This window comes from Solibacillus cecembensis, from assembly GCF_050272495.1.
GTDB lineage: Bacteria > Bacillota > Bacilli > Bacillales_A > Planococcaceae > Solibacillus > Solibacillus cecembensis.
Window position 1 is genome coordinate 1 of the sequence record NZ_JBNNMF010000041.1, and the last position, 18,847, is coordinate 18,847.

Consider the following 18,847-nt stretch of genomic DNA (forward strand, 5'->3'; position numbering starts at 1 on the left):
ATAAAAAAACACCTCCTAATTGAATTTTAGGTATCTAAACCCGAATTCAATCGAAGATGCTTTTTTTATTTGTCTATACTTTTGGGGTCAGTCCCCAATAATAATTGCTATTGTTTTTTATTATCTGCTAGGGAAATTGCTAAGAAATTTTTATGATTTTTCTGTTACGATGAATTATATTTATTGTGCTATACCGTTTCCATTTATTATGCTGTACATTTATAGATTCAAGAAGAGTAATAATTCGAGGCTTTAGTTGAATAAAACAATAAAAAGACCACTCGATTATGGGTGGTCTTATTTTATAAGATTTATCATGAATTATCATGAAATTTAACCACATTTTAACCCCATCAGTAAAAAAGGAACATAATGTAAGTTGATAAAAGTGCCTGTTAACATTGATATATCAACGTTAACAGGCACTTTAAATGATGGTCCCGACTGGTCTCGAACCAGCGACCCCCACCTTGTCGAATTTATCTGGCTTAATAAACCAAGTTAAATTGAATTCAATTAAGTTAAAAAAGTCCGATTTAATAAGGTTTTTAGGACAGGCAAAATCAATTCAGATAAATAAAATTAACACAAAAAAATAATTCTGCGGACAAATTGCGGACAAGAGAGTAAACAGGTGGTCTGTATTACTCTTTTTTAAATTTTCTGTTTTATCTGTTGTAGTCTTAAGACTTGTTAAATAATTATACTAACTTAAATAATTTAATGGTATAATCTGGTTTTTTATGATATATTTACCGTATCTAAACATGAGAGGAGATGATGTTTTATGTCTAATGGATCTGAGTATGGAATTGTAATTTTAAGGGAGGTAGGTGTTAATTAACACCATACATTAGGACCTCCAAAATTTGTGCTTTAACTTTAGGAGGATATTATGTTCAATACTGAAATGGAAGATTTAGGATTAAGTGACTTTTTCTTAAAAGAGGTAAAACATTTTGAAGGTCTTCATGTTGCAAGAGTGTCGTCATTATCAAAAGGGATATATAAGTTAATTACAAATCAAGGTGAACTGAAAGCGGAGGTATCTGGAAAGTTTCGTTTCAAAGCTACTGGAACCAGAGATTATCCAACTGTAGGAGACTTTGTTATGATTAAACGAACAGATGGGAATAGTATAATTCACCATATGCTATCTCGAAAAAGTTTACTTGTACGTAAGGAAGCCGGAATGACTCAAGAAACCCAGCTTATTGCCGCTAACATTGATAAAATATTTATATGTATGTCATTAAATAATGATTTTAACATAAGACGTATGGAACGCTATCTATCGATTGCATGGGATAGTGGAGCGACACCAGTTATCGTATTAACTAAGGCAGATTTTTGCCTAAATATTGAAGTAATGTTAGAGGAAGTATCCAAGATTTCTATAGGCGTTGATGTTATCGTGACTTCAAGTGTCGATAAGGTGGGCTATGAACCAGTCAAAAACTACTTATCTAGTGGACAGACGGTAGCCTTTATTGGATCATCAGGTGTTGGTAAATCAACATTAATAAATGCTTTACTTGGTCAGAAACTTATTGAAACACGCGATATTAGAAATGATGATAAAGGAAAGCATACGACAACAAGACGCGAACTTTATCTGATTTCGGGACTTGGTGTTGTCATTGATACCCCTGGTATGTCAGAGTTGGGGGTACAAAGTGTTGATTTATCAAAATCGTTCTCAGATATTGATGAGTTAATAAAGCAATGTAAATTTAATGATTGCCAGCATAAGAGTGAGCCGGGATGTATCGTGCAGCAGGCCATTACAGATGGAGAGCTTTCAAATAAGAGATTACAAAGTTATAGACAGCTTGAAAGAGAAGCAAAACATGCAGAGATGAAAATGGAGAGTCGGGAAAAAGAAAGACTGAAAAATAGGGTGTATAATTTAAGAGAAATAAAGCGAAGTAGGAAAGCTGTTAAGGCAAAAAATAGAGGAAGATAAAATGTGGGAGCGACTATGGTTTAGGGTCGCTTCTTATACAGCTATTTGGAGTCTGCAAAACTTCACTTCAACTTTTCTTTATTATCTTTATCAAAATCAAACATATCAAGTTGCTATTTTGATTTTGTACAATGATCTAAAAGCAGATATTTAGTGTGCTATTTAGCATTGGATTTATATTCTCTGTAAACTTTTCAACTTGTACCGGATTAAGTTAATGTCTCTTTGTTTAGATATACACAAATAAACTACTCTTTATTTAGACGAATCTCCATTTTGCCCCCTTTTTTGTCGGTTAAATACAGAGTTTCAAAAATAATATTTGAGCTAAATTTATTGTACAAGGTTAATCTTGTTGAAAATGTCCCAAAGCTACATTTGGGAACTTACTGAACATAAGCAGCCAAAAACTCCCGTTCAATAGAGGGTTTTTGTTCCCTAACTTTTATATGGAGCATTTCAAACAGCGACAAACACTAATTTAACAGTGTTTGTCGCTGTTTTTTATAGAAAATAACGCTCTGAGACGCTGTGAGAAATTATTATAAAGAGGACTATTCGATCCACTTGTTCTGAATGGCGGTAACATATAAATAGAATCTCAATGAAATGTTGCCAACAACGGTTTGGGAATGTTTGTATTATAAATCATCATAATAAATATGTTTACCATATTTGGGTTATTTATATTAGAATTACTATTAAAGGGTGTTGGCGATACGATTATGAAAATACTTCTTGTCATCTAAACGAGAAAGGAAACTATTTTCCGAAATTTCTTGGGGTCAGAGAATTTATACATCCCTTATTTCTTTATTTATTGTCTTTATTTTTAATGTTTTTTAGTGGTTCAAAGCTTCTGAAAGTAATTAGAGCATTTGAATTAAATGTATTAATTGAAACATTTGTTTTCGCTATAGGACTTTGGTTTATTGGGACAATCTGGACTATGATTTTGCTTAAAAAAGTATTAGAACATTTCTCTAAACAATAGAAATACTGTTTCACTGTCTTTTAATGGGCAATGATTTTTAGTTCATTAAAGGTTTATAAAGTATGCAAAATAAACTTAATAAACGTTCCCAATTGCAAGTTAGGGAAACAAACACCCCATTCAATTAATAATTGTAATGTTACCTTATCTGAATAAAATATGTGCTTATTGAACTAACTAAGCAGGTTAGTTTAAGTACATTAAATATCTATCCTAAATTTTAAAGAAATTAAAGAAGCCCTATCTTATTTGAAAAAGACGATATAATAGCCTTTACAGTGTAGTGTAATATTTGTATTCGTAAAAGGAGGTTCGTTTTAATGAATATTTTAATTTTAGGTGCAACTGGACGAGTTGGAGGTCAAATAGTTACTTATGCCCTTCATGACAGACATCCTGTTAATGTATTAGTTCGCACTCCAGAGAAGATTCAAATAAATAATGAAAATTTAACTATTATTCAAGGTAATGTTTTAAATAAAGATGATATCGTACGTGCAATGCATGGGATTGATGTAGTTATTAGTGCACTAAATACTGATGGGACAACAACTTTATCAGAAAGTATGCCACTCATTATCGAAGCAATGGAAAACGAAGGTATACAACGAATTATCACTATAGGAACTGCCGGGATCCTGCAAAGTAGAATTAGCCCAAAATTATTGCGTTATCAGTCAAGTGAATCAAAGCAAAAGTCTGTCCGTGCCGCCGAAGAACATAATAAAGTTTACGATATGCTTCAACAATCAAACCTCGAATGGACCATTGTCTGTCCTACATATTTGCCGGATGGAGAACGGTTAGGTAAATATCGAATAGAACGTAATTTTTTACCGGAGGGTGGTAGTAAAATTTCAGTCCAGGATACAGCAGAATTTGCATTTAAGCAGTTAAAAAGTAGGGATTATATAAAATCACGTGTAGGTATCGCCTATTAATAGTATTCTCTTCTACTACTTGCTTAATGGACAAACCCGTTTGTTGAATAAGAAAGGGAGTTGCAGCAACAATCCCACTCTTCAACTAACGGGGGCTTTAGTTGAAGAAGGATTGCTGATGTAGCCTTTAATTAAGATTGATAATTTACAACAAAGTTCGATAATATATAATAAAGATTGATTACAATCATCTCCCCTCTAGAAATTTTTTAGTTGGGAGATGATTTTTTGGATTATGCTATTAATAGATATTGAGTTATTGGGAGTTAGAAGATGAAAAATAAAAAAAAAGAAAAGCAGGATGGTTTTTTAAAAGAAATTCTAAGTGAGCTTGGGGGCTATATCTTAATAGAAATCGTTTGGAACATTATTTGGAACATCCTCTTATTCATTCCAAGAATGATAATTCGCCTAATAAAGAGTATTTGGTGAAGAGTTAGTGAAAATAGACCTACTGGGGGCTTTAGTGAAAGTCCGTTGAGCTGCTTAAGCGGCTCTTTTTTCTTCTTCAACTAACGAAGCAGATCAGCTCAACAAGAATTTTCATGAATATTAACAATATTAACAATTGTTGTTATAATGTGAGTATTGTAAGTTGGATTAATAGCTAAGACAGAGATAAAAATGGAGATAGTAGAATGGGGGGGAGTACGATATTTAAAGATTTTAATTTTAAATTAGTGATAATTGAAGCTTTATTAGATAAAGAGCCACAATTTCTAACAGAACTAACAGACTTAATAAATAAGTATACGAATAATTTCAAATGGTATTCTGGGGCTGGGCCAATTGTAGAAATCAGGGATTATTTAGAAGAGTTAACTTTGGAAATTAGTGATTTAAAAAAGATTGAATACCTTTGTTTTGATGGGGGTAATGAAATTTATCATATACTAAAGCCAGATTGGGATCGCGAGGATAGTTTATTTGATGTGATTTCTGTTGAAGGATTTCAAAATTTGAAAAATTTAAAAACAGTTGAATATACTTCACTATGTTATCCGAAAGTATTAGAACCATTTAAACAAGCTGGAATTGAAATTGATTATTAATATGGAGGAAGTTATTGTACTAACTTGGTGCGTTACTTGAAGAACATTGAGTTGCTTAGGCAGCTCTTTTTTCGTATTGAACTAACGGTGCAGCATTCCTGTAATGAATGAAAAAAAGATTTAGAAATAGCTTTTAAAAAATGAAAAATAAAGTAAGTTTGTGAAATGTTAAACTTAAACTAACGGGGGCTTTAGTTTAACAAGTTAAGTCAACAATTTGTTGGCTTTTTTTGTTGAGTATTCGTCACAAAATGCGTAGTAACTCGTAAGTTAATTAAATAACAAAAATATATCAAAACTCAGTCAATCGACTAGCGTTATTTTTTTATGGCGCAAATCCTTATTGTTCAATTATTTGATATAATATTTCATTGAGGTGTTATAAATGATAGGGATAATAGGGATGGTGTTAGCTTTTATCGGTACTATGGTAACTGGTATGTCTGTGTTAATTGTAAAAGGAAGAGTCTCAGAAAAGGGCTTAACTTGGGGAGACTTGGAAAATACGAATACTAAAGAAAGTAAAGTTATGAACTGGACAATATTAGGGTTAATTTTTGCTATTGCCGGTTTTATTCTTCAATTTTTAGATATAATTTCAAAATATCTAAAATAATTACACGCGATTGGGAATTACAAAGGGATACGCAGCTGCGTGTCCTTTTTATATTGGTAAAGGTAGGTGTTCTATGAGTATTGAAATGTCATTGTTATTTGGTGCTATCGGTGCATTGTTAGGCATTATTGGCGGGGTTATTACAATGAAAAAAGATAGCAAAATTCAAGATGCAGCCGAGGCGAGTACCTCATCTAAAGTTGATTATATCGCTCGCGGTATAGATGAAATACGCTTAGATTTAAAAGACCAAGGTCGCAAAATTGAAGCGTTAAACGAAAAATCAATACGTAATGAAGAATCAGTGAAACAAGCACATAAACGCATTAACAAATTGGAGGGAATACCAAATGAAGATTAACTGGAAAGTACGTTTAAAACACAAACCATTTTTAGTGGCCATGTTTGCACTGGTGTTATTACTAGTGCAACAGGTAGCTGCCATCTTTGGATTAGATACAACGATTTACAATGAGCAAGTAACCGAGTTGTTCAACACGGTTCTTGCTATTTTAGTGGCTATTGGTGTGGTTGTGGACCCAACAACGGATGGTACAAACGACAGCATCCAAGCGTTGCGTTATGACAAGCCAAAAGGTGACGCAAAATGACGCAACCAAAAGAAATTGAATTGCACGTCGGACATTACGGTGATGGAACGGGTGCAAGAGGGTATGTAGATGAAGTGCAATATGCCCGTAAATTTATTAAACGAATTTATGATATTTTAGTAGCCAATAAAGTTCCAACGACATTTTACGAGGATGAAGTTTCCAAGAATCAGACTCAAAATATTAATAATCTTATTATGCACCACAACGTAGATCGCAATGGACTTATTGTGAGTGGCCACTTAAATTCAACAAGTTCATTAACTGATAGACCAATCGGAGTGGAAGTGTTATACAGTACCCAAAAAGATTTAGCGGCAGCGGTCGCAAAAGCGATGTGTGACGTTTCTGGATTACTTAACCGTGGTGCGAAATATCGTGATAATATCGGTGTCCTAACTCGCACATACGAGCCTAGTATTTTAACTGAGTTTGGTTTTGTAAACAGCAAAAAAGATGTTGAATTGATGGATAAGCACTTTGAAGCGATTTGCCAAGTGATTGCAAAAGTTTTGGCTGTTCATATTGGATATAAAATATCAGATAAAAAGGAGGAAGTACTAGTGGTACAACCGACATATGTAAAAGATGCAGCACCAGCACCGTGGGCAATAGAAGCAGTTGAATGGGCGAAAGCTAATGGTATATCAGATGGTACATTTTTAAAACGCCCAGCCACACGCGAAGAAGTTATTACGATGCTTCACAATGCGCTAAATAAAAAATAAATAAAATTTTAAAGCCCGTCATTACTGTTTAATAGCAGTAGTGGCGGGCTTTTTTGCGTTTACAAACTTGATTACTAAAGTTAGCTTAAAGGTTCATCATAAAAAGTATCAAAAATACCTTTATAATTCATTTTTAGGTTTTTAATATTTATAGGATCTGTAGAAAGTATATCGATTACGTCCCCACTTGTTCCAAAATAAATTAAATACTTACTCGTGACAATAAAAAATACAGCATTAGAGGCACGTCTATTTTTGTTGAGAAGCGCATCTATTGTAGATAAAATGATGTCATTTACTGCTACATTTTTTATTAATGCAATCTTACCAAAGCCTTCATAAAGATCACACTCTTCACTTGTAAGTTTATATTCCTTCCAATTAACTAAGCGTATACGCTTGGATAAGTTTAGAGAGATGTATTTCTTTTTATTGTCGTATTCTAAAGAAATAAATAGATCAACAGTGGGGTCATCAAGTGTGAGGTCATTAATAAACTTTCGAATCCCTTCCACTCGAACTTCTCTAAAATAATCCGTTAAGAATCGAACTCGGTTTCCCATTGGTGCATTAAAATACATTGAAGAACTCCATGGTTCAGTAATGAGAACTCCAGATTTAGTATGAATAGATTTAGTCGCCAATCCTGTTAAGGTCTTTATCATATGTACCATACTCCTTTTTTTCCATTTTATTAGCAATGTTTTGAGAAGTACATAATAAAAAGCAGATAACTGTATTAGTTATTTGATAAAAAGTAAGGGCTTATTTCAAATTTCTTGATATTCCCACTTTTAAAACAGAACAAATGTACGTATAATGTAAACAAACAGACGTTCGATTATTTGGAGGGGTAACATGAAAAATCGACTAATAAAAGCAATGCAACGTAATCAATTGTTAGACATGATGTATATATCTAAAGATGGTTCTATTTCAAAACGTCGCATTAAGATCATCAAATTGATTGGCGATAAATTTCAAGCATATTGTTTCGTATAACAAGCCAAACGTACTTTTATCATCGATAATGTATTAGCCATTGCTCCAATCGTTAGTAGAGAGAGGCTAGTAATCTAATGTTAAACTTAGAGCAACGTCAACTTGTACATGAATATTTAGTGTTGGATTTAGCCGTTCAATCACTTCAAACAGATTATAATAAGATGGAGCAAACCGAACATATGAAAATGAAAAAATTTATTTACCGATTATAGACAACTTATTAAAAGACGTGCGTAATGATTATTTAAACCAAAAACGCTTGCTGGCCAAAGATAAAATTCGTGTTGTAAAATGGGTTAAAATTGATGAGAATTTTAGTGATGTAATCGTAGCGACGGCTGGTGAAGATATAGAAATACGATACGCAAATCGAGCAATAAAAACGCATGTTGAAAATATGCTTTTGAACCGAACGAATCAAGGTTCATGAAAAGTAAAAAATGGTGTAGGGATAAAATTAGAAAACGTAGAGGATTTAACTTATGGTAAAATAGAAACTGTAGTCAGGGAATCGCTTGAAGGAGTTATTGGTGATGTTCAGCTAGAATTGCAGCTGGTGTAATTAGAGAAGCTATTGAAGTACTTTCTCCAGTTTAAGAAAAAATATAATAGTTAGTGTGGTGTGACATGTCTAAAATTTTAGAATTAGAAGATAAAATAGAAAAAATAAAACCACAAATTGATAGAATTGATGAAACTGTTTACAGTTTGACTCAAAAGCTTGAAAAGGTAACTGATCTATTAATAGATCTAGTTGAAAAGAAGAATAGTTTAACTATTCTTGATTTTGAATATGTTTTATTAAAATTAAATATTCCTGGAATTAAATATCATGAATTACCTATGTTAATTAGTAGAAGTCAACTACAGCTTAAAAGAACAGGTAAATTTCCTACTTTTCAAGAATTCCATCAAAAAGTGATTGAAATTTATGAACTTACTGATGAGGATCAAAAAATTTTCACGCCAGAAGTAACGAAAAATGTATTAGTAAAATTCATGAATTATGAAGAAGATTATTTAACAGTTTGTAAAATGATTCTTTCAACAAAGTAATTTATAGAGTGCGCTTATCTACGATGAAAATCGAGAAAAGTGTGCTCTTTTTTATTTTACAATGCTATAAACAGAAATTTGTGGGTAGGGGTCGCCAGACAAGCCCCAAATACAATAAATTTTTTTGTGTTCACCTTAAGGATGGAAAATTAGCTCCTCCTTTACAATCAAGGTCATCAAACTAAACTCCATCATCTTCCCAAAAACAAATTTTACATATATCGTAAGTTCCTGGGGGTTCATCGTCAAATGCTCTATATCCACAAAAGGACAAGTATATTTCATATAAACTCTCCGACTTCTTATTCAACTAAACTGCGCCGTTAGTTTAAGTACATTACTTCACAATCTTCATTACAGTAATGTTAACATAAATATCCAATTAAAGGTTAACGATCTTTTTTTAAAAGCGATAAGTGCCTGGTTATTTTTATTTTTAGAAAAAGAAATAATGCCTAAAAAGAAATTTTACCACCTTTTATAGATTATCTAATCCTTATATTGTAAATTTTGAGTATAATGGAGTGAGCATGATATTTTTTGAAGCTGCCCAGATAGGTGTCCCGTCAAATAAATACAGATTTACAACGTTAAGGAAAGAAAAGTTACCAAAAAGACGCTTTGGGAAGGTTATACTTCGAGCTAGTAGATTTATACGAAATTTTAATTAAAGTAGCCAAAACGCAGAGTAATTCTACAATGAATTTTCATCTGCTTTTTTGTTGAATAAAGATTTTGATAAATACATAATTTGGTGTTAAAAATAGTTTACAAAAAGTTAAAAATATATTACATTATATGTAACAGGAGGTAGATATGATAAAAAATGGGAATCTTTCGAATAATTTGTCTGTCTGTAGAGCTGAATTAAAAATGACACAACAGGAATTAGCTAGTAAAGTAGATGTTTCTCGTCAAACAATAGCTTCTATTGAAGCGAATCGTTATAATCCATCATTAATTTTAGCGTTTGAAATAGCAAAAGTATTTGATAAAGAAATTACTGAAATTTTTAATTACAAATAGGAAAGAGGTGTAACTTTAATATTAACTATATATATTATTCTGCTTATTTTGTTTGTGCTCGTAATGGGGTCTGTAATTGGTGTTGCTCAAGGTTATAAAAATGATGAACGATTTCAATTGATAGTAAGTAACGGCTATAAATATAGTTGGTTAATATCTTTTTTGGGTGTAACAGTTGCGTATAGCCTTCATTATCTTTCGTTTATTAATTTGGAAGAAAGTTTAGCTTTAAATATCTGTATGTTCATAATTTTAATTTCAGGTATTTTTAATGGTCTGTTTGTTTATATCTCTCATAAGCGTGTATGAATGTACAGAGTAAAAAAGATTTTGAAGTCTTCTTTACTCTTGAATATAGAATAGAGAAACCAACCTACATATATATAAATTTATAAACTAAATAACGTTCCCAAATGAAAGCTTGGTAACATTTCAAACAGCGATAAGTACTGTTAAATCAGTATTTGTCGATGTTTTTATTAGGAAATAACGCTCTGAAACGCTGTGAGAAACTATTTTAAAGAGGACTGTTCGATTCACTTGTTCTGATTGGCTGCAACATATAAATAGACTCTCAATGAAATGTTACCAAACGTCGGTTAGGAGACGTTTAATTGATATAAGAAATGACTGTGGAATAAATACTGAAGTTGATAATTTGATGGAGGTAAATAATTTATGAGTATAACTATCTTCGATGAAACATTTGAAACGTTTTTCTTAAAAATTGGGGGCTTCTTAGTTCTTGCAGTTAGCGTGTTTTATCTAAAGAGGAATGTAGGGAGCCGTCTGCTATGAAGTTGAATTCTAAATCTAATTTACATTTTCGTTTGGTATTAAATTTTTCTTATTTAGTTTTCATTTGGTATCCAACGAACTTCTATTTATTTATTTTTCCAATAATATTAAATTTGCTAGATGAAGATAATAAGAATAAACGGTATAAAATGTTGGTGATATTATTAGTTACATGCATTATCTTTTATTTTTATTTAAACAATTTAGATATAGAGCAACAAATTCCGCTTTCAATAATTGTTTTATTTTCAGGTTTTTCTGACATATTGAAAAATACATTTAAAAAAAATACTATTTAGCATCGTATATTGTACTTAGACTTATTATAGAACATATTGATGCACGTTTTGAGGAACTGAAAGAATGAATGAAGGGAAATTCTACATAAAAATTCAAGAAAAATTAATATAACGTTCCCAAATCAAAGTTTAGGGACGAAATAAAACACTTGAAACGTTGTCATACCAATGTATTAAGTGTTTTTCTGTATTTCATTCATATAAACCTTTTTATGCACTATCGTTTGAACTTAGATACAACAAAGCTTTCAATGCTGTTCAAAAAGAAATTGCACTGGATTATATTTTGAATAAAATCTTTCATATACTGCCGATTCCTTAACGTTATAAATCAACCTTTTCCTTGTTGAACTAACGAAGCAGGTTAGTTCAATAAGAAGGAGATAATTTCCTTATATCGAATATACTATATAAGAATAGGAAGTATTTCTAGATGAGGTGTTCGATTGAATAAGATAAGAACTGAAACAGAAAGATTAGTTATTCGATTAATAGAAGAGGAAGATTATTCATCTTGGCTTAACCAATATGAAAATCGTTTACCTTCTCAACATAAATACGATGAAGGTAAATTAGATATGAGCATCTGTACGAAAGAATGGTTTCGTGATTTAGTTACTAAACATCATCAGATGGCTGAGGATGACAAGGTATATGTATTTGGAGTGTTCAGAAAAGTAGATAATACTCATCTTGGTTTTATAGACTTTTCGACAATTATAAGGGAAGAATTTCAATGGGCTAGGTTCGGTTATACAATTCATAACCACTTTTGGAGAAATGGTTATGGTAAGGAGGCTGTTAAAGCAGCCATTAATCTAGCGTTTGAAAGATTAAATTATCATCGAATAGAGGCTCACATAAACCTTGATAATATAACATCTATAAAGTTAGCAGAAAGTATTGGAATGGTATATGAATGCACGAGGAAAGGATTTATATACGATGACGACAAATGGACTGATCAACTAGTTTATTTTATAAACGCAAAGTAAGCTTATTAAGTAGATAAAAACGAGAATGTTTCTGGTACATACTCTTATAAGAAGAAAAAGTCATTCTTCTGATATAAAAAATTATTGCAAAGAATGACTAGGAAAATTAATATAATTTTTTCACTTTTTAGGGCTACTTAGGTAGCTCTTTTGTTAATTGTAGAATTGAAATAAAGTTGCGATGTTTATAAAAAGGATACGATGTTTAAAATAAAGTCGCGACGATTATAAAAAAGTTACGATTAATAACCCTGGGTATTGGCTCAGTGGGCCACGTCTGGACGATGCCATGTACGTGCTTTCCTTGTAGGTCGCCGTTTACATGCTTCAGGATGAGTTTGGAACGGTTTCTGTAACCTTATTCCCGCAAGTTTTTCATCTTGTTCAAGAGCTTTTACTAGAAGATGAATTGCTTTACATTAAGAGAACGCTTGAAAAGCGCTTTGGTAGACCTCAAGTGAAAATAAAATATGCACAAACGACGAAAAGAATATGAAATTGAAGGGAATTTTAGAAACTGCATAAATTTTTATGCAGTTTTTTCTTTACTTTCAAATAATTATTTTGAATTCATTCAGTAAGAGACGCCATCATCTGAAGGTGGTGGATTTTGTTTCTTTTTAGTAGGTATCCAAACACCTACTGAATGAAGATAAAGCCTTTGGATGCATTGTTTATCTGCGCGAAAGGAAAGCGACAGCAATAATTATTCCAAGGCGAATAGATTGACCGAGGAGTTGATCGTATGGATAAAAAAACCGAACAAAAGAAAGTTTTTTTAGATATCGTCCAACAATTACGACAACTTATAAAAATGGAAAAAATACAGGCTGGTGAAAAGTACCTTCCGAACGAGCCCTTTCAGAACGTCTGGGTGTCGGGCGATTCTCTGTGAGAGAGGCATTGTGAAGTTTAGAGTTGTTAGGTCTTATTAAAACGAGATATAGGTGGGGTATGTTTCTAGCTTCTACACAAAAGCATCAGCTCGTAGAAATTTTGTCGATGTTTATATTAGAAGATTAAAAAAATCAAAAAAAGGATGTCGAATTAACGCGACAAATTCATGAAAAGGAAGCCATTCGCGTTATAAGTTGTACAGTGACTCTTCGAACACTACCTGTGTGGGACAGTTTTTTTGTAAAGCTAGAGTTAGAGGTACGATTAATTGTCTGGATGTTTTACGAGAAATTACGAGAAATAATCATCACGTCAGAAATCGTTTTTCACTAAAAGTCTGGTTTCAATTAGCAGTTTATGCCGGTGACCGTTTAAATCGATACTCAACAGAAGAAGAAAAATTAATCATTCAAACTATGTTGAAATCGATGCAGCTTGACTATGAAAAAGAAGCATTAAAAGCTTAAGAACAGTGGATGAATACTGAACAAGGCATTTAGACAACAGAGGGGGAGTCAAACATGGCAGTACGTAGCTTATTTAGTAAAAAGAAAGAGGACGGACAAGAAAAGGGAATTCCTGAAGGACTTATGACAAAATGTCCAGAATGCCGTCACATTCAGTTAACGAAGGAATTAGAAAGAAATCATAAAGTGTGTACAAAATGCGGCCATCATTTCAAAATGACTGCACAGGAGCGCGTAGCATATTTCTTAGATGAAGGTTCATTTGTTTCAATGGATGATCATTTACAAACAAGTAATCCACTTAATTTCCCTGATTATGTAGAAAAAATTTCAGTGGCTAAACAACAAACGGGATTAAGCGAAGCTGTACTGACTGGGTTAGGTACTCTTGATGGTGAAGAAATTGTTGTAGCAATTATGGATTCTCATTTCCGTATGGGCTCAATGGGCTCGGTTGTAGGAGAAAAAATCACACGTGCCGTTGAAAAAGCTATTGAATTACGTGTACCGGTTATTATCTTTACTGCTAGTGGTGGAGCACGCATGCAAGAAGGCATTCTATCACTAATGCAAATGGTAAAAACGAGTGCGGTATTAAAGCATCATAGTGAAGAAGGACTTTTGTTTATTTCTATCATGACGCATCCTACATACGGTGGCGTTTCGGCAAGCTTTGCTTCTCTTGGAGATATTAATATTGCTGAACCACAAGCATTGATTGGCTTTGCTGGTCGCCGTGTAATCGAAGAAACATTAAGAGAAAAACTACCGAATGATTTCCAAAAGTCAGAATTTTTACTAGAGCATGGTCAGCTTGATGCAATTTTCCATCGAAAAGATTTACGAAAACAAGTAGCAATACTTGTAAAAATACATACGAAAGGCGGCGTGCAACATGTCTAAAAATAATTTAGCTTTTGAAAAACCAGTAGTACAATTACGTGAAAAAATTGATGAGTTAAAAACAATTGCTACCGAAGCGAAAGTAGATATGACAGCCGAAATCAAAAATCTTGAAACACGCCTAACTCAGCTAGAACAATCCATTTATGCCAATATGAGGCCATGGGATCGTGTACAGGTTGCTAGACACCCTGAACGTCCAACAACATTACAATATATAGAAGCTATGTGCGAAAATTTTATAGAGTTACATGGAGACCGTTCGTTTGGAGATGATGCGGCTATTCTTGGAGGAATCGCTCTCTTTGAAGGACAGCCCGTAACAATTGTTGGACACCAGCGCGGAAAATCAACTAAAGAAAATATTCGACGAAATTTTGGTATGCCACACCCTGAAGGATATCGTAAGGCATTACGCTTAATGAAGCAGGCTGAGAAATTTAAGCGCCCAATTATTTGTTTTATTGATACGAAAGGTGCCTATCCGGGTAAGGCAGCCGAGGAACGTGGCCCAAGTGAAGCCATTGCCAGAAATCTTGCTGAAATGGCGATTCTAACAGTACCTGTTATTAGTATTGTTATTGGGGAAGGAGGAAGTGGTGGCGCAATTGCATTAGGGGTAGCTAATCGCGTCTTTATGTTAGAGAACTCAACGTATTCGGTTATCTCGCCTGAAGGGGCTGCATCAATCTTATGGCGAGATGGTAGCCTAGGGAAGCAAGCAGCAGAAGCAATGCGTATAACAGCACCTGACTTAAAAGAGCTCGACGTTATTGATGGAATAATCCCTGAAATAACTGGTGGAGCACACTGCAATGTTGCGAAGCAAGCATCTTATATAAAAGAATGTATAAGCGTCACACTAAAAGCATTGAATTCACTAAATGGCGAACAATTAATTGAAGATCGCTATGAGAAATTCAGAAAGATTGGACAATATACAGAAGCTTAAATTCATTTTTAGGTTATTGGACATGTGAATTTGTTCGTAAAGAGATAAAAAATGTTTCTTAAATAAATTAATATCCTAATGATGGAAGAAAAAAATTGATCATTTATAATAAAGTTCCATTATTTGTAATATAGTTTGATAAAAATAACTTCGCATTTAAATAAAACCCACGCATTTTGATCAAACTTTTTTCAAAATGCGTGGGTTTCTTCTATTATAAAATCAACGATTGCAACAAACTTTATTCCAAACCAACATTAATTTATAAGCAAGATTGTGAAAGAATATACTTAAACTAACGGGGTGCTTTAGCAGAACAAGGCTGCCTTTAGGGTAGCTTTTTCTTATTGAACTAACGAAGCAGGTTAATTCAATAAGAAATAGCAAAATGAAAGAAATAAAAGAGATGCAAAATGCTTTTAAACGATATGAAATAGACGAGGTGTTCAAATTAGGGGGGGTTCCTAATTTAAACTAACACAAAATTCTTGAAAATAATCGCCAACAACCTTAATGATTTTTACCCACTTTACGCTTTCTTGTAATATAAAACCATATTTATTATAATATTGGAAAAGGGGTGGGGTTTTGACTTTTCAAAGTAATAAATTTAAATCATTAATAAAATATATTTTCATATACTTATTTATCTTTACTTTTGTCTATTTAGGTGTGATGTTATGGAAATACGAAGCTGGAGCTGAAATGACTTGGATTGAATCGTTTATATTGATATTCACTATACCACTTATCATTTTGTTTCTAAAAAAAATATCAAAAAAAAAGTCGTCATTATGACGACTTTTTTAACTATTAAACACTTATGCATTTAATTTGTATATATCCTAAAGTCAATACTATCTTATGGATACCACCTTTAACACCAGCTTTAATTAGATGTTCTGCAGCTAATAATTTTTTTCCAGCTGATAGTGCTTCTATTGCAGCAGCTGCTCTTTTTTCTTATTCAACAAACGCAGCAGTTTAGTTGAAGAATCTTATTCCATATTAGTGTAGTATTGGTTAAAAGAGGAGATGGTAATTATGAAAAAAGGAAGCATTGGAATGGCTTTATTTACAGGTCTATTTGTTGGAATTGTGGTTTTTTTATTTGAGTATTTAATTCCCAACACGAGTCTTATTTCCTCAGTGATAATTGCAGGAGTATCTGCTTTAGTCGGTGGTTTGATAGGGAATAAATTATTTCCAAATATATCGTGAAGAAATGCCCTTAACGTAAAGGGTGCTTTACTTGAATAGCAGTAAATCTATTATTGTAGTGCTATCGGGGTAGAATTGTTCAACGAGAACAAATTAAGTTTTATGGAAATGTAGTCTGTGAGGAGGTTAATAAATTGATTAATGAATTAAGAAATTTAGTTAAAAATTCAACTGAAGAAGAAGTGAAATCACTTTTATTCCAAATGTTTTTAAGAATCCAGATGGTTGAAGAAACAGAGCAGTATTCAGAGGGACAATTGGTTATAGACATGAAGAAGAGTTATAGTGATTTTCTAAATCACAAAAAAAATCAGGCAAATATTGATAAAAATTCACATTACAAAGCTGTTCATATTGTATTTAGTGATTCGCCTGCTGGGAGTTTAAGAATAGTATTAAAAGAGATGGGATTGCAAGTTGAAGAAAAGGTTATTACTTTTTCAGATATTTTTTCTGTCGGACCAGTTTGGCGGTTGCATGAAAAGACGGGGCTTAGCAACAGATACGAATGGTTAAAAAATCATATAAATATTGATGATGAAATTTTAGACAACTATCAAGACGAATTCAATAAAACAATTTCAGAGATAAACGCTATTCCAATAGATGCCCCAATATTCATTTGGTTTGGGGAAAATGCTCATGAACAAACTGCATTAAGGTATGTTCTATATTTATTAAGAGAAAAAACAAACGATATTTTCGTTATGGATGCGACTTCAAAATATAAAAATCAATTTGCTACTCTTGAAACTGATTCTTTTCCGTTACACACTGGGGAAATTTCATCTGATAAATTAAGGTTAGTCTATGAAAAAAATAGAAAAAGTAATTCATTAACTCCAAAGGAACGGGAAAAGTTTGAGAAGGAATGGGAGCAGTTATCTACTAATGAAGAAGTTTTAAGGATATGGGAAAATAAGGATATATTAAGTGTTAATGAAACCTATTACGATGATTATATAATCAATACAGCAAGAAAAATTCATTTTGAGAGAAAGAATAATGAATTCATTAAATCAGCACGTCTTATTGGTGAAGTAATGGGATATTTAAATCAATATATCGGCGACCAGTTTTTTGAGTATAGAGTAAGACATCTAATAGTGAATGGCATATTTAAAATAAAAGGTGTTCCAAAAGCAATGAGGTATTATAGTGTTAAACTTCGATAATTCTTATTCAACTAACGGGGGCTTTAGTTGAACAAGTGCATTAGAAAAGTCCTTAAATTAGGTCCTTTTTTTTTAATATCCCAAATTTCAGCTAACAAACCCAAATAAAAAAACTGGTTAGTTTATCTAACCAGTTTTTGCGTCATGACTGAGTTATTTAGTTATATGCAAACACAAGTGAAAACAGAAAATAAAGTTGTCCAATTTAAATTTTTAAGATTTTGCAATAAAGCAATTAACTTCTTAAAACTAACAATTACTAGCTAGATGTTTACCTACTAAAATACCACTAGCTGCTGCTTGTGATAATGAATGTGTAACTCCTGAACAATCTCCAATTACATATAACCCTTGAATATTTGTTTGGAAATTTCCGTCAGTTTCTATTGTTGGCGAATAAAACTTTCCGTCCATACCATAAAGCAATGTATCCTCATCAATTGCTTCACCAATAAATTTTTCCAAATGGTTTAAAAATCCCTGAAAGATTTGAATATATAGTAAAGGGATTTCTTTAGTTAAGTCCCCAAATTCAGCTTTTAAAGTAGGCTCAATTCGATTATTATACATGTTTTCTTTTGTTGTAGACTGTCCCTCCCTTAAATCGCCCAAACGTTGTACTACAATACGATCTGTACCTTTATTTATTTCACCGATAACCTTATGTGCATACATATTTGCTTCTTTAAGAGTAGAAAAATACGTTGGAGTGAACAAAGTAAAATTCAAGTTAGAAGTTCCATCCTCTTGCTCTCGAAAGTTTTGACCATCAGGCATGACTAAGCCTTCTTGATATTTACGAATGATTCTTCCTTTAGGATTCATGCAATAAGTACTTGAAATGATATCTTCATGTGCATAAGCAAGTTTTGTTTCAAAGGTATCTTCCAAAATTAAACGTAGCTGTTGTTCTGCCATTTCAACTCTAATACCCAAATCTAAGCGAGTTTTACCTTGCTTAAATCCAAGACTAGAACCTTGTTTTTTTAACCAATCTGTTCCAGAGCGTCCTGTTGCAAACACTACTTGCTGAGATCGGATTTTCCCTTCATTTGTAATTAAAGTAAAAGAATCGCTATCTTTTTTTATATCTTGCACATTCACCTCAAATTGAATATCTATCTTGCTTGATAAAACTTTATAAA

23 protein-coding genes are annotated in these 18,847 nt (G+C 32.5%); 20 read left to right on the top strand and 3 right to left on the bottom strand.

The window, feature by feature from the left end; all coding sequences use genetic code 11:
- Positions 1-895 precede the first annotated feature (895 nt).
- The 8 genes from rsgA to ACQKIH_RS21435 all read left to right on the top strand — a co-directional run bounded on the left by rsgA (position 896) and on the right by ACQKIH_RS21435 (position 6,908).
- Positions 896-1,966 carry a ribosome small subunit-dependent GTPase A gene (gene rsgA, locus ACQKIH_RS21400; RefSeq protein WP_427768799.1) on the top strand — a complete coding sequence of 357 codons (1,071 nt, stop codon included), beginning with the start codon at positions 896-898 and terminating at the stop codon, positions 1,964-1,966.
- A gap of 1,314 nt (positions 1,967-3,280) precedes the next feature.
- A complete protein-coding gene (locus ACQKIH_RS21405) occupies positions 3,281-3,901 on the top strand; it encodes an NAD(P)-dependent oxidoreductase (RefSeq protein WP_427768801.1) in 621 nt (206 codons plus the stop codon).
- A 273-nt stretch (positions 3,902-4,174) separates the two neighbouring features.
- A complete protein-coding gene (locus ACQKIH_RS21410; protein WP_427768803.1) occupies positions 4,175-4,333 on the top strand; it encodes a hypothetical protein in 159 nt (52 codons plus the stop codon).
- A 206-nt stretch (positions 4,334-4,539) separates the two neighbouring features.
- Positions 4,540-4,953, top strand: a complete 414-nt coding sequence (locus tag ACQKIH_RS21415; protein WP_427768804.1) for a DUF6892 domain-containing protein — start codon at positions 4,540-4,542, stop codon at positions 4,951-4,953.
- Positions 4,954-5,338: 385 nt separating this feature from the next.
- The gene (locus ACQKIH_RS21420) at positions 5,339-5,569 is read left to right on the top strand and encodes a hypothetical protein (protein WP_427768806.1); all 231 of its coding nucleotides are present in this window, start codon (positions 5,339-5,341) and stop codon (positions 5,567-5,569) included.
- Positions 5,570-5,642: 73 nt separating this feature from the next.
- Positions 5,643-5,930, top strand: a complete 288-nt coding sequence (locus ACQKIH_RS21425; protein WP_427768809.1) for a hypothetical protein — start codon at positions 5,643-5,645, stop codon at positions 5,928-5,930.
- A complete protein-coding gene (locus ACQKIH_RS21430) occupies positions 5,920-6,180 on the top strand; it encodes a phage holin (protein ID WP_427768811.1) in 261 nt (86 codons plus the stop codon). Before ACQKIH_RS21425 ends, ACQKIH_RS21430 begins: the two co-directional genes overlap by 11 nt.
- A complete protein-coding gene (locus ACQKIH_RS21435) occupies positions 6,177-6,908 on the top strand; it encodes an N-acetylmuramoyl-L-alanine amidase (RefSeq protein WP_427768813.1) in 732 nt (243 codons plus the stop codon). Before ACQKIH_RS21430 ends, ACQKIH_RS21435 begins: the two co-directional genes overlap by 4 nt.
- Positions 6,909-6,988: 80 nt before the next feature.
- Here ACQKIH_RS21435 and ACQKIH_RS21440 read toward each other — a convergent pair whose 3' ends face one another.
- Complete coding sequence (locus ACQKIH_RS21440) at positions 6,989-7,573, bottom strand: hypothetical protein (protein WP_427768815.1); 585 nt, start codon at positions 7,571-7,573, stop codon at positions 6,989-6,991.
- 193 nt (positions 7,574-7,766) lie between these two features.
- Here ACQKIH_RS21440 and ACQKIH_RS21445 point away from each other — a divergent pair, with 193 nt between their 5' ends.
- The 4 genes from ACQKIH_RS21445 to ACQKIH_RS21460 all read left to right on the top strand — a co-directional run bounded on the left by ACQKIH_RS21445 (position 7,767) and on the right by ACQKIH_RS21460 (position 8,969).
- Complete coding sequence (locus ACQKIH_RS21445) at positions 7,767-7,910, top strand: hypothetical protein (protein ID WP_427768817.1); 144 nt, start codon at positions 7,767-7,769, stop codon at positions 7,908-7,910.
- Positions 7,911-7,987: 77 nt separating this feature from the next.
- Positions 7,988-8,125: a YhjD family protein gene (locus tag ACQKIH_RS21450; protein WP_427768818.1), complete on the top strand. Its 138-nt coding sequence runs from the start codon at positions 7,988-7,990 to the stop codon at positions 8,123-8,125.
- Positions 8,126-8,142: 17 nt separating this feature from the next.
- Entirely contained in the window at positions 8,143-8,343 is a 201-nt protein-coding gene (locus tag ACQKIH_RS21455) for a hypothetical protein (protein WP_427768820.1), read from the top strand.
- 197 nt (positions 8,344-8,540) lie between these two features.
- Positions 8,541-8,969 (top strand): hypothetical protein, encoded by a 429-nt coding sequence (locus tag ACQKIH_RS21460; protein WP_427768821.1) that lies wholly within the window; start codon positions 8,541-8,543, stop codon positions 8,967-8,969.
- A gap of 181 nt (positions 8,970-9,150) precedes the next feature.
- Here the strand turns inward: ACQKIH_RS21460 and ACQKIH_RS21465 are convergent, their stop codons facing one another.
- Positions 9,151-9,279, bottom strand: coding sequence for a CPCC family cysteine-rich protein (locus ACQKIH_RS21465; RefSeq protein ID WP_427768823.1), 129 nt, complete (start codon positions 9,277-9,279; stop codon positions 9,151-9,153).
- Positions 9,280-9,785: 506 nt separating this feature from the next.
- Between ACQKIH_RS21465 and ACQKIH_RS21470 the strand changes: the two genes are divergently transcribed.
- From ACQKIH_RS21470 to ACQKIH_RS21505, 8 genes are all read left to right on the top strand, one after another.
- The gene (locus ACQKIH_RS21470; protein WP_427768825.1) at positions 9,786-9,995 is read left to right on the top strand and encodes a helix-turn-helix transcriptional regulator; all 210 of its coding nucleotides are present in this window, start codon (positions 9,786-9,788) and stop codon (positions 9,993-9,995) included.
- 1,543 nt (positions 9,996-11,538) lie between these two features.
- Positions 11,539-12,087, top strand: coding sequence for a GNAT family N-acetyltransferase (locus ACQKIH_RS21475; RefSeq protein WP_427768826.1), 549 nt, complete (start codon positions 11,539-11,541; stop codon positions 12,085-12,087).
- 322 nt (positions 12,088-12,409) lie between these two features.
- Positions 12,410-12,583, top strand: a complete 174-nt coding sequence (locus ACQKIH_RS21480; RefSeq protein WP_427768827.1) for a hypothetical protein — start codon at positions 12,410-12,412, stop codon at positions 12,581-12,583.
- 625 nt (positions 12,584-13,208) lie between these two features.
- Positions 13,209-13,451 (top strand): hypothetical protein, encoded by a 243-nt coding sequence (locus ACQKIH_RS21485; RefSeq protein ID WP_427768828.1) that lies wholly within the window; start codon positions 13,209-13,211, stop codon positions 13,449-13,451.
- Positions 13,452-13,505: 54 nt separating this feature from the next.
- Positions 13,506-14,354: an acetyl-CoA carboxylase, carboxyltransferase subunit beta gene (gene accD / locus ACQKIH_RS21490; protein WP_427768829.1), complete on the top strand. Its 849-nt coding sequence runs from the start codon at positions 13,506-13,508 to the stop codon at positions 14,352-14,354.
- A complete protein-coding gene (locus ACQKIH_RS21495) occupies positions 14,347-15,306 on the top strand; it encodes an acetyl-CoA carboxylase carboxyltransferase subunit alpha (RefSeq protein WP_427768830.1) in 960 nt (319 codons plus the stop codon). Before accD ends, ACQKIH_RS21495 begins: the two co-directional genes overlap by 8 nt.
- A 1,044-nt stretch (positions 15,307-16,350) precedes the next feature.
- Positions 16,351-16,527 carry a hypothetical protein gene (locus tag ACQKIH_RS21500; protein ID WP_427768832.1) on the top strand — a complete coding sequence of 59 codons (177 nt, stop codon included), beginning with the start codon at positions 16,351-16,353 and terminating at the stop codon, positions 16,525-16,527.
- A gap of 134 nt (positions 16,528-16,661) precedes the next feature.
- Positions 16,662-17,702 carry a DUF1835 domain-containing protein gene (locus ACQKIH_RS21505; protein ID WP_427768833.1) on the top strand — a complete coding sequence of 347 codons (1,041 nt, stop codon included), beginning with the start codon at positions 16,662-16,664 and terminating at the stop codon, positions 17,700-17,702.
- A gap of 249 nt (positions 17,703-17,951) precedes the next feature.
- Here ACQKIH_RS21505 and ACQKIH_RS21510 read toward each other — a convergent pair.
- Positions 17,952-18,847 (bottom strand): NAD(FAD)-utilizing dehydrogenase (locus ACQKIH_RS21510; protein WP_427768834.1); only part of this gene is annotated, 896 nt, incomplete at its 5' end.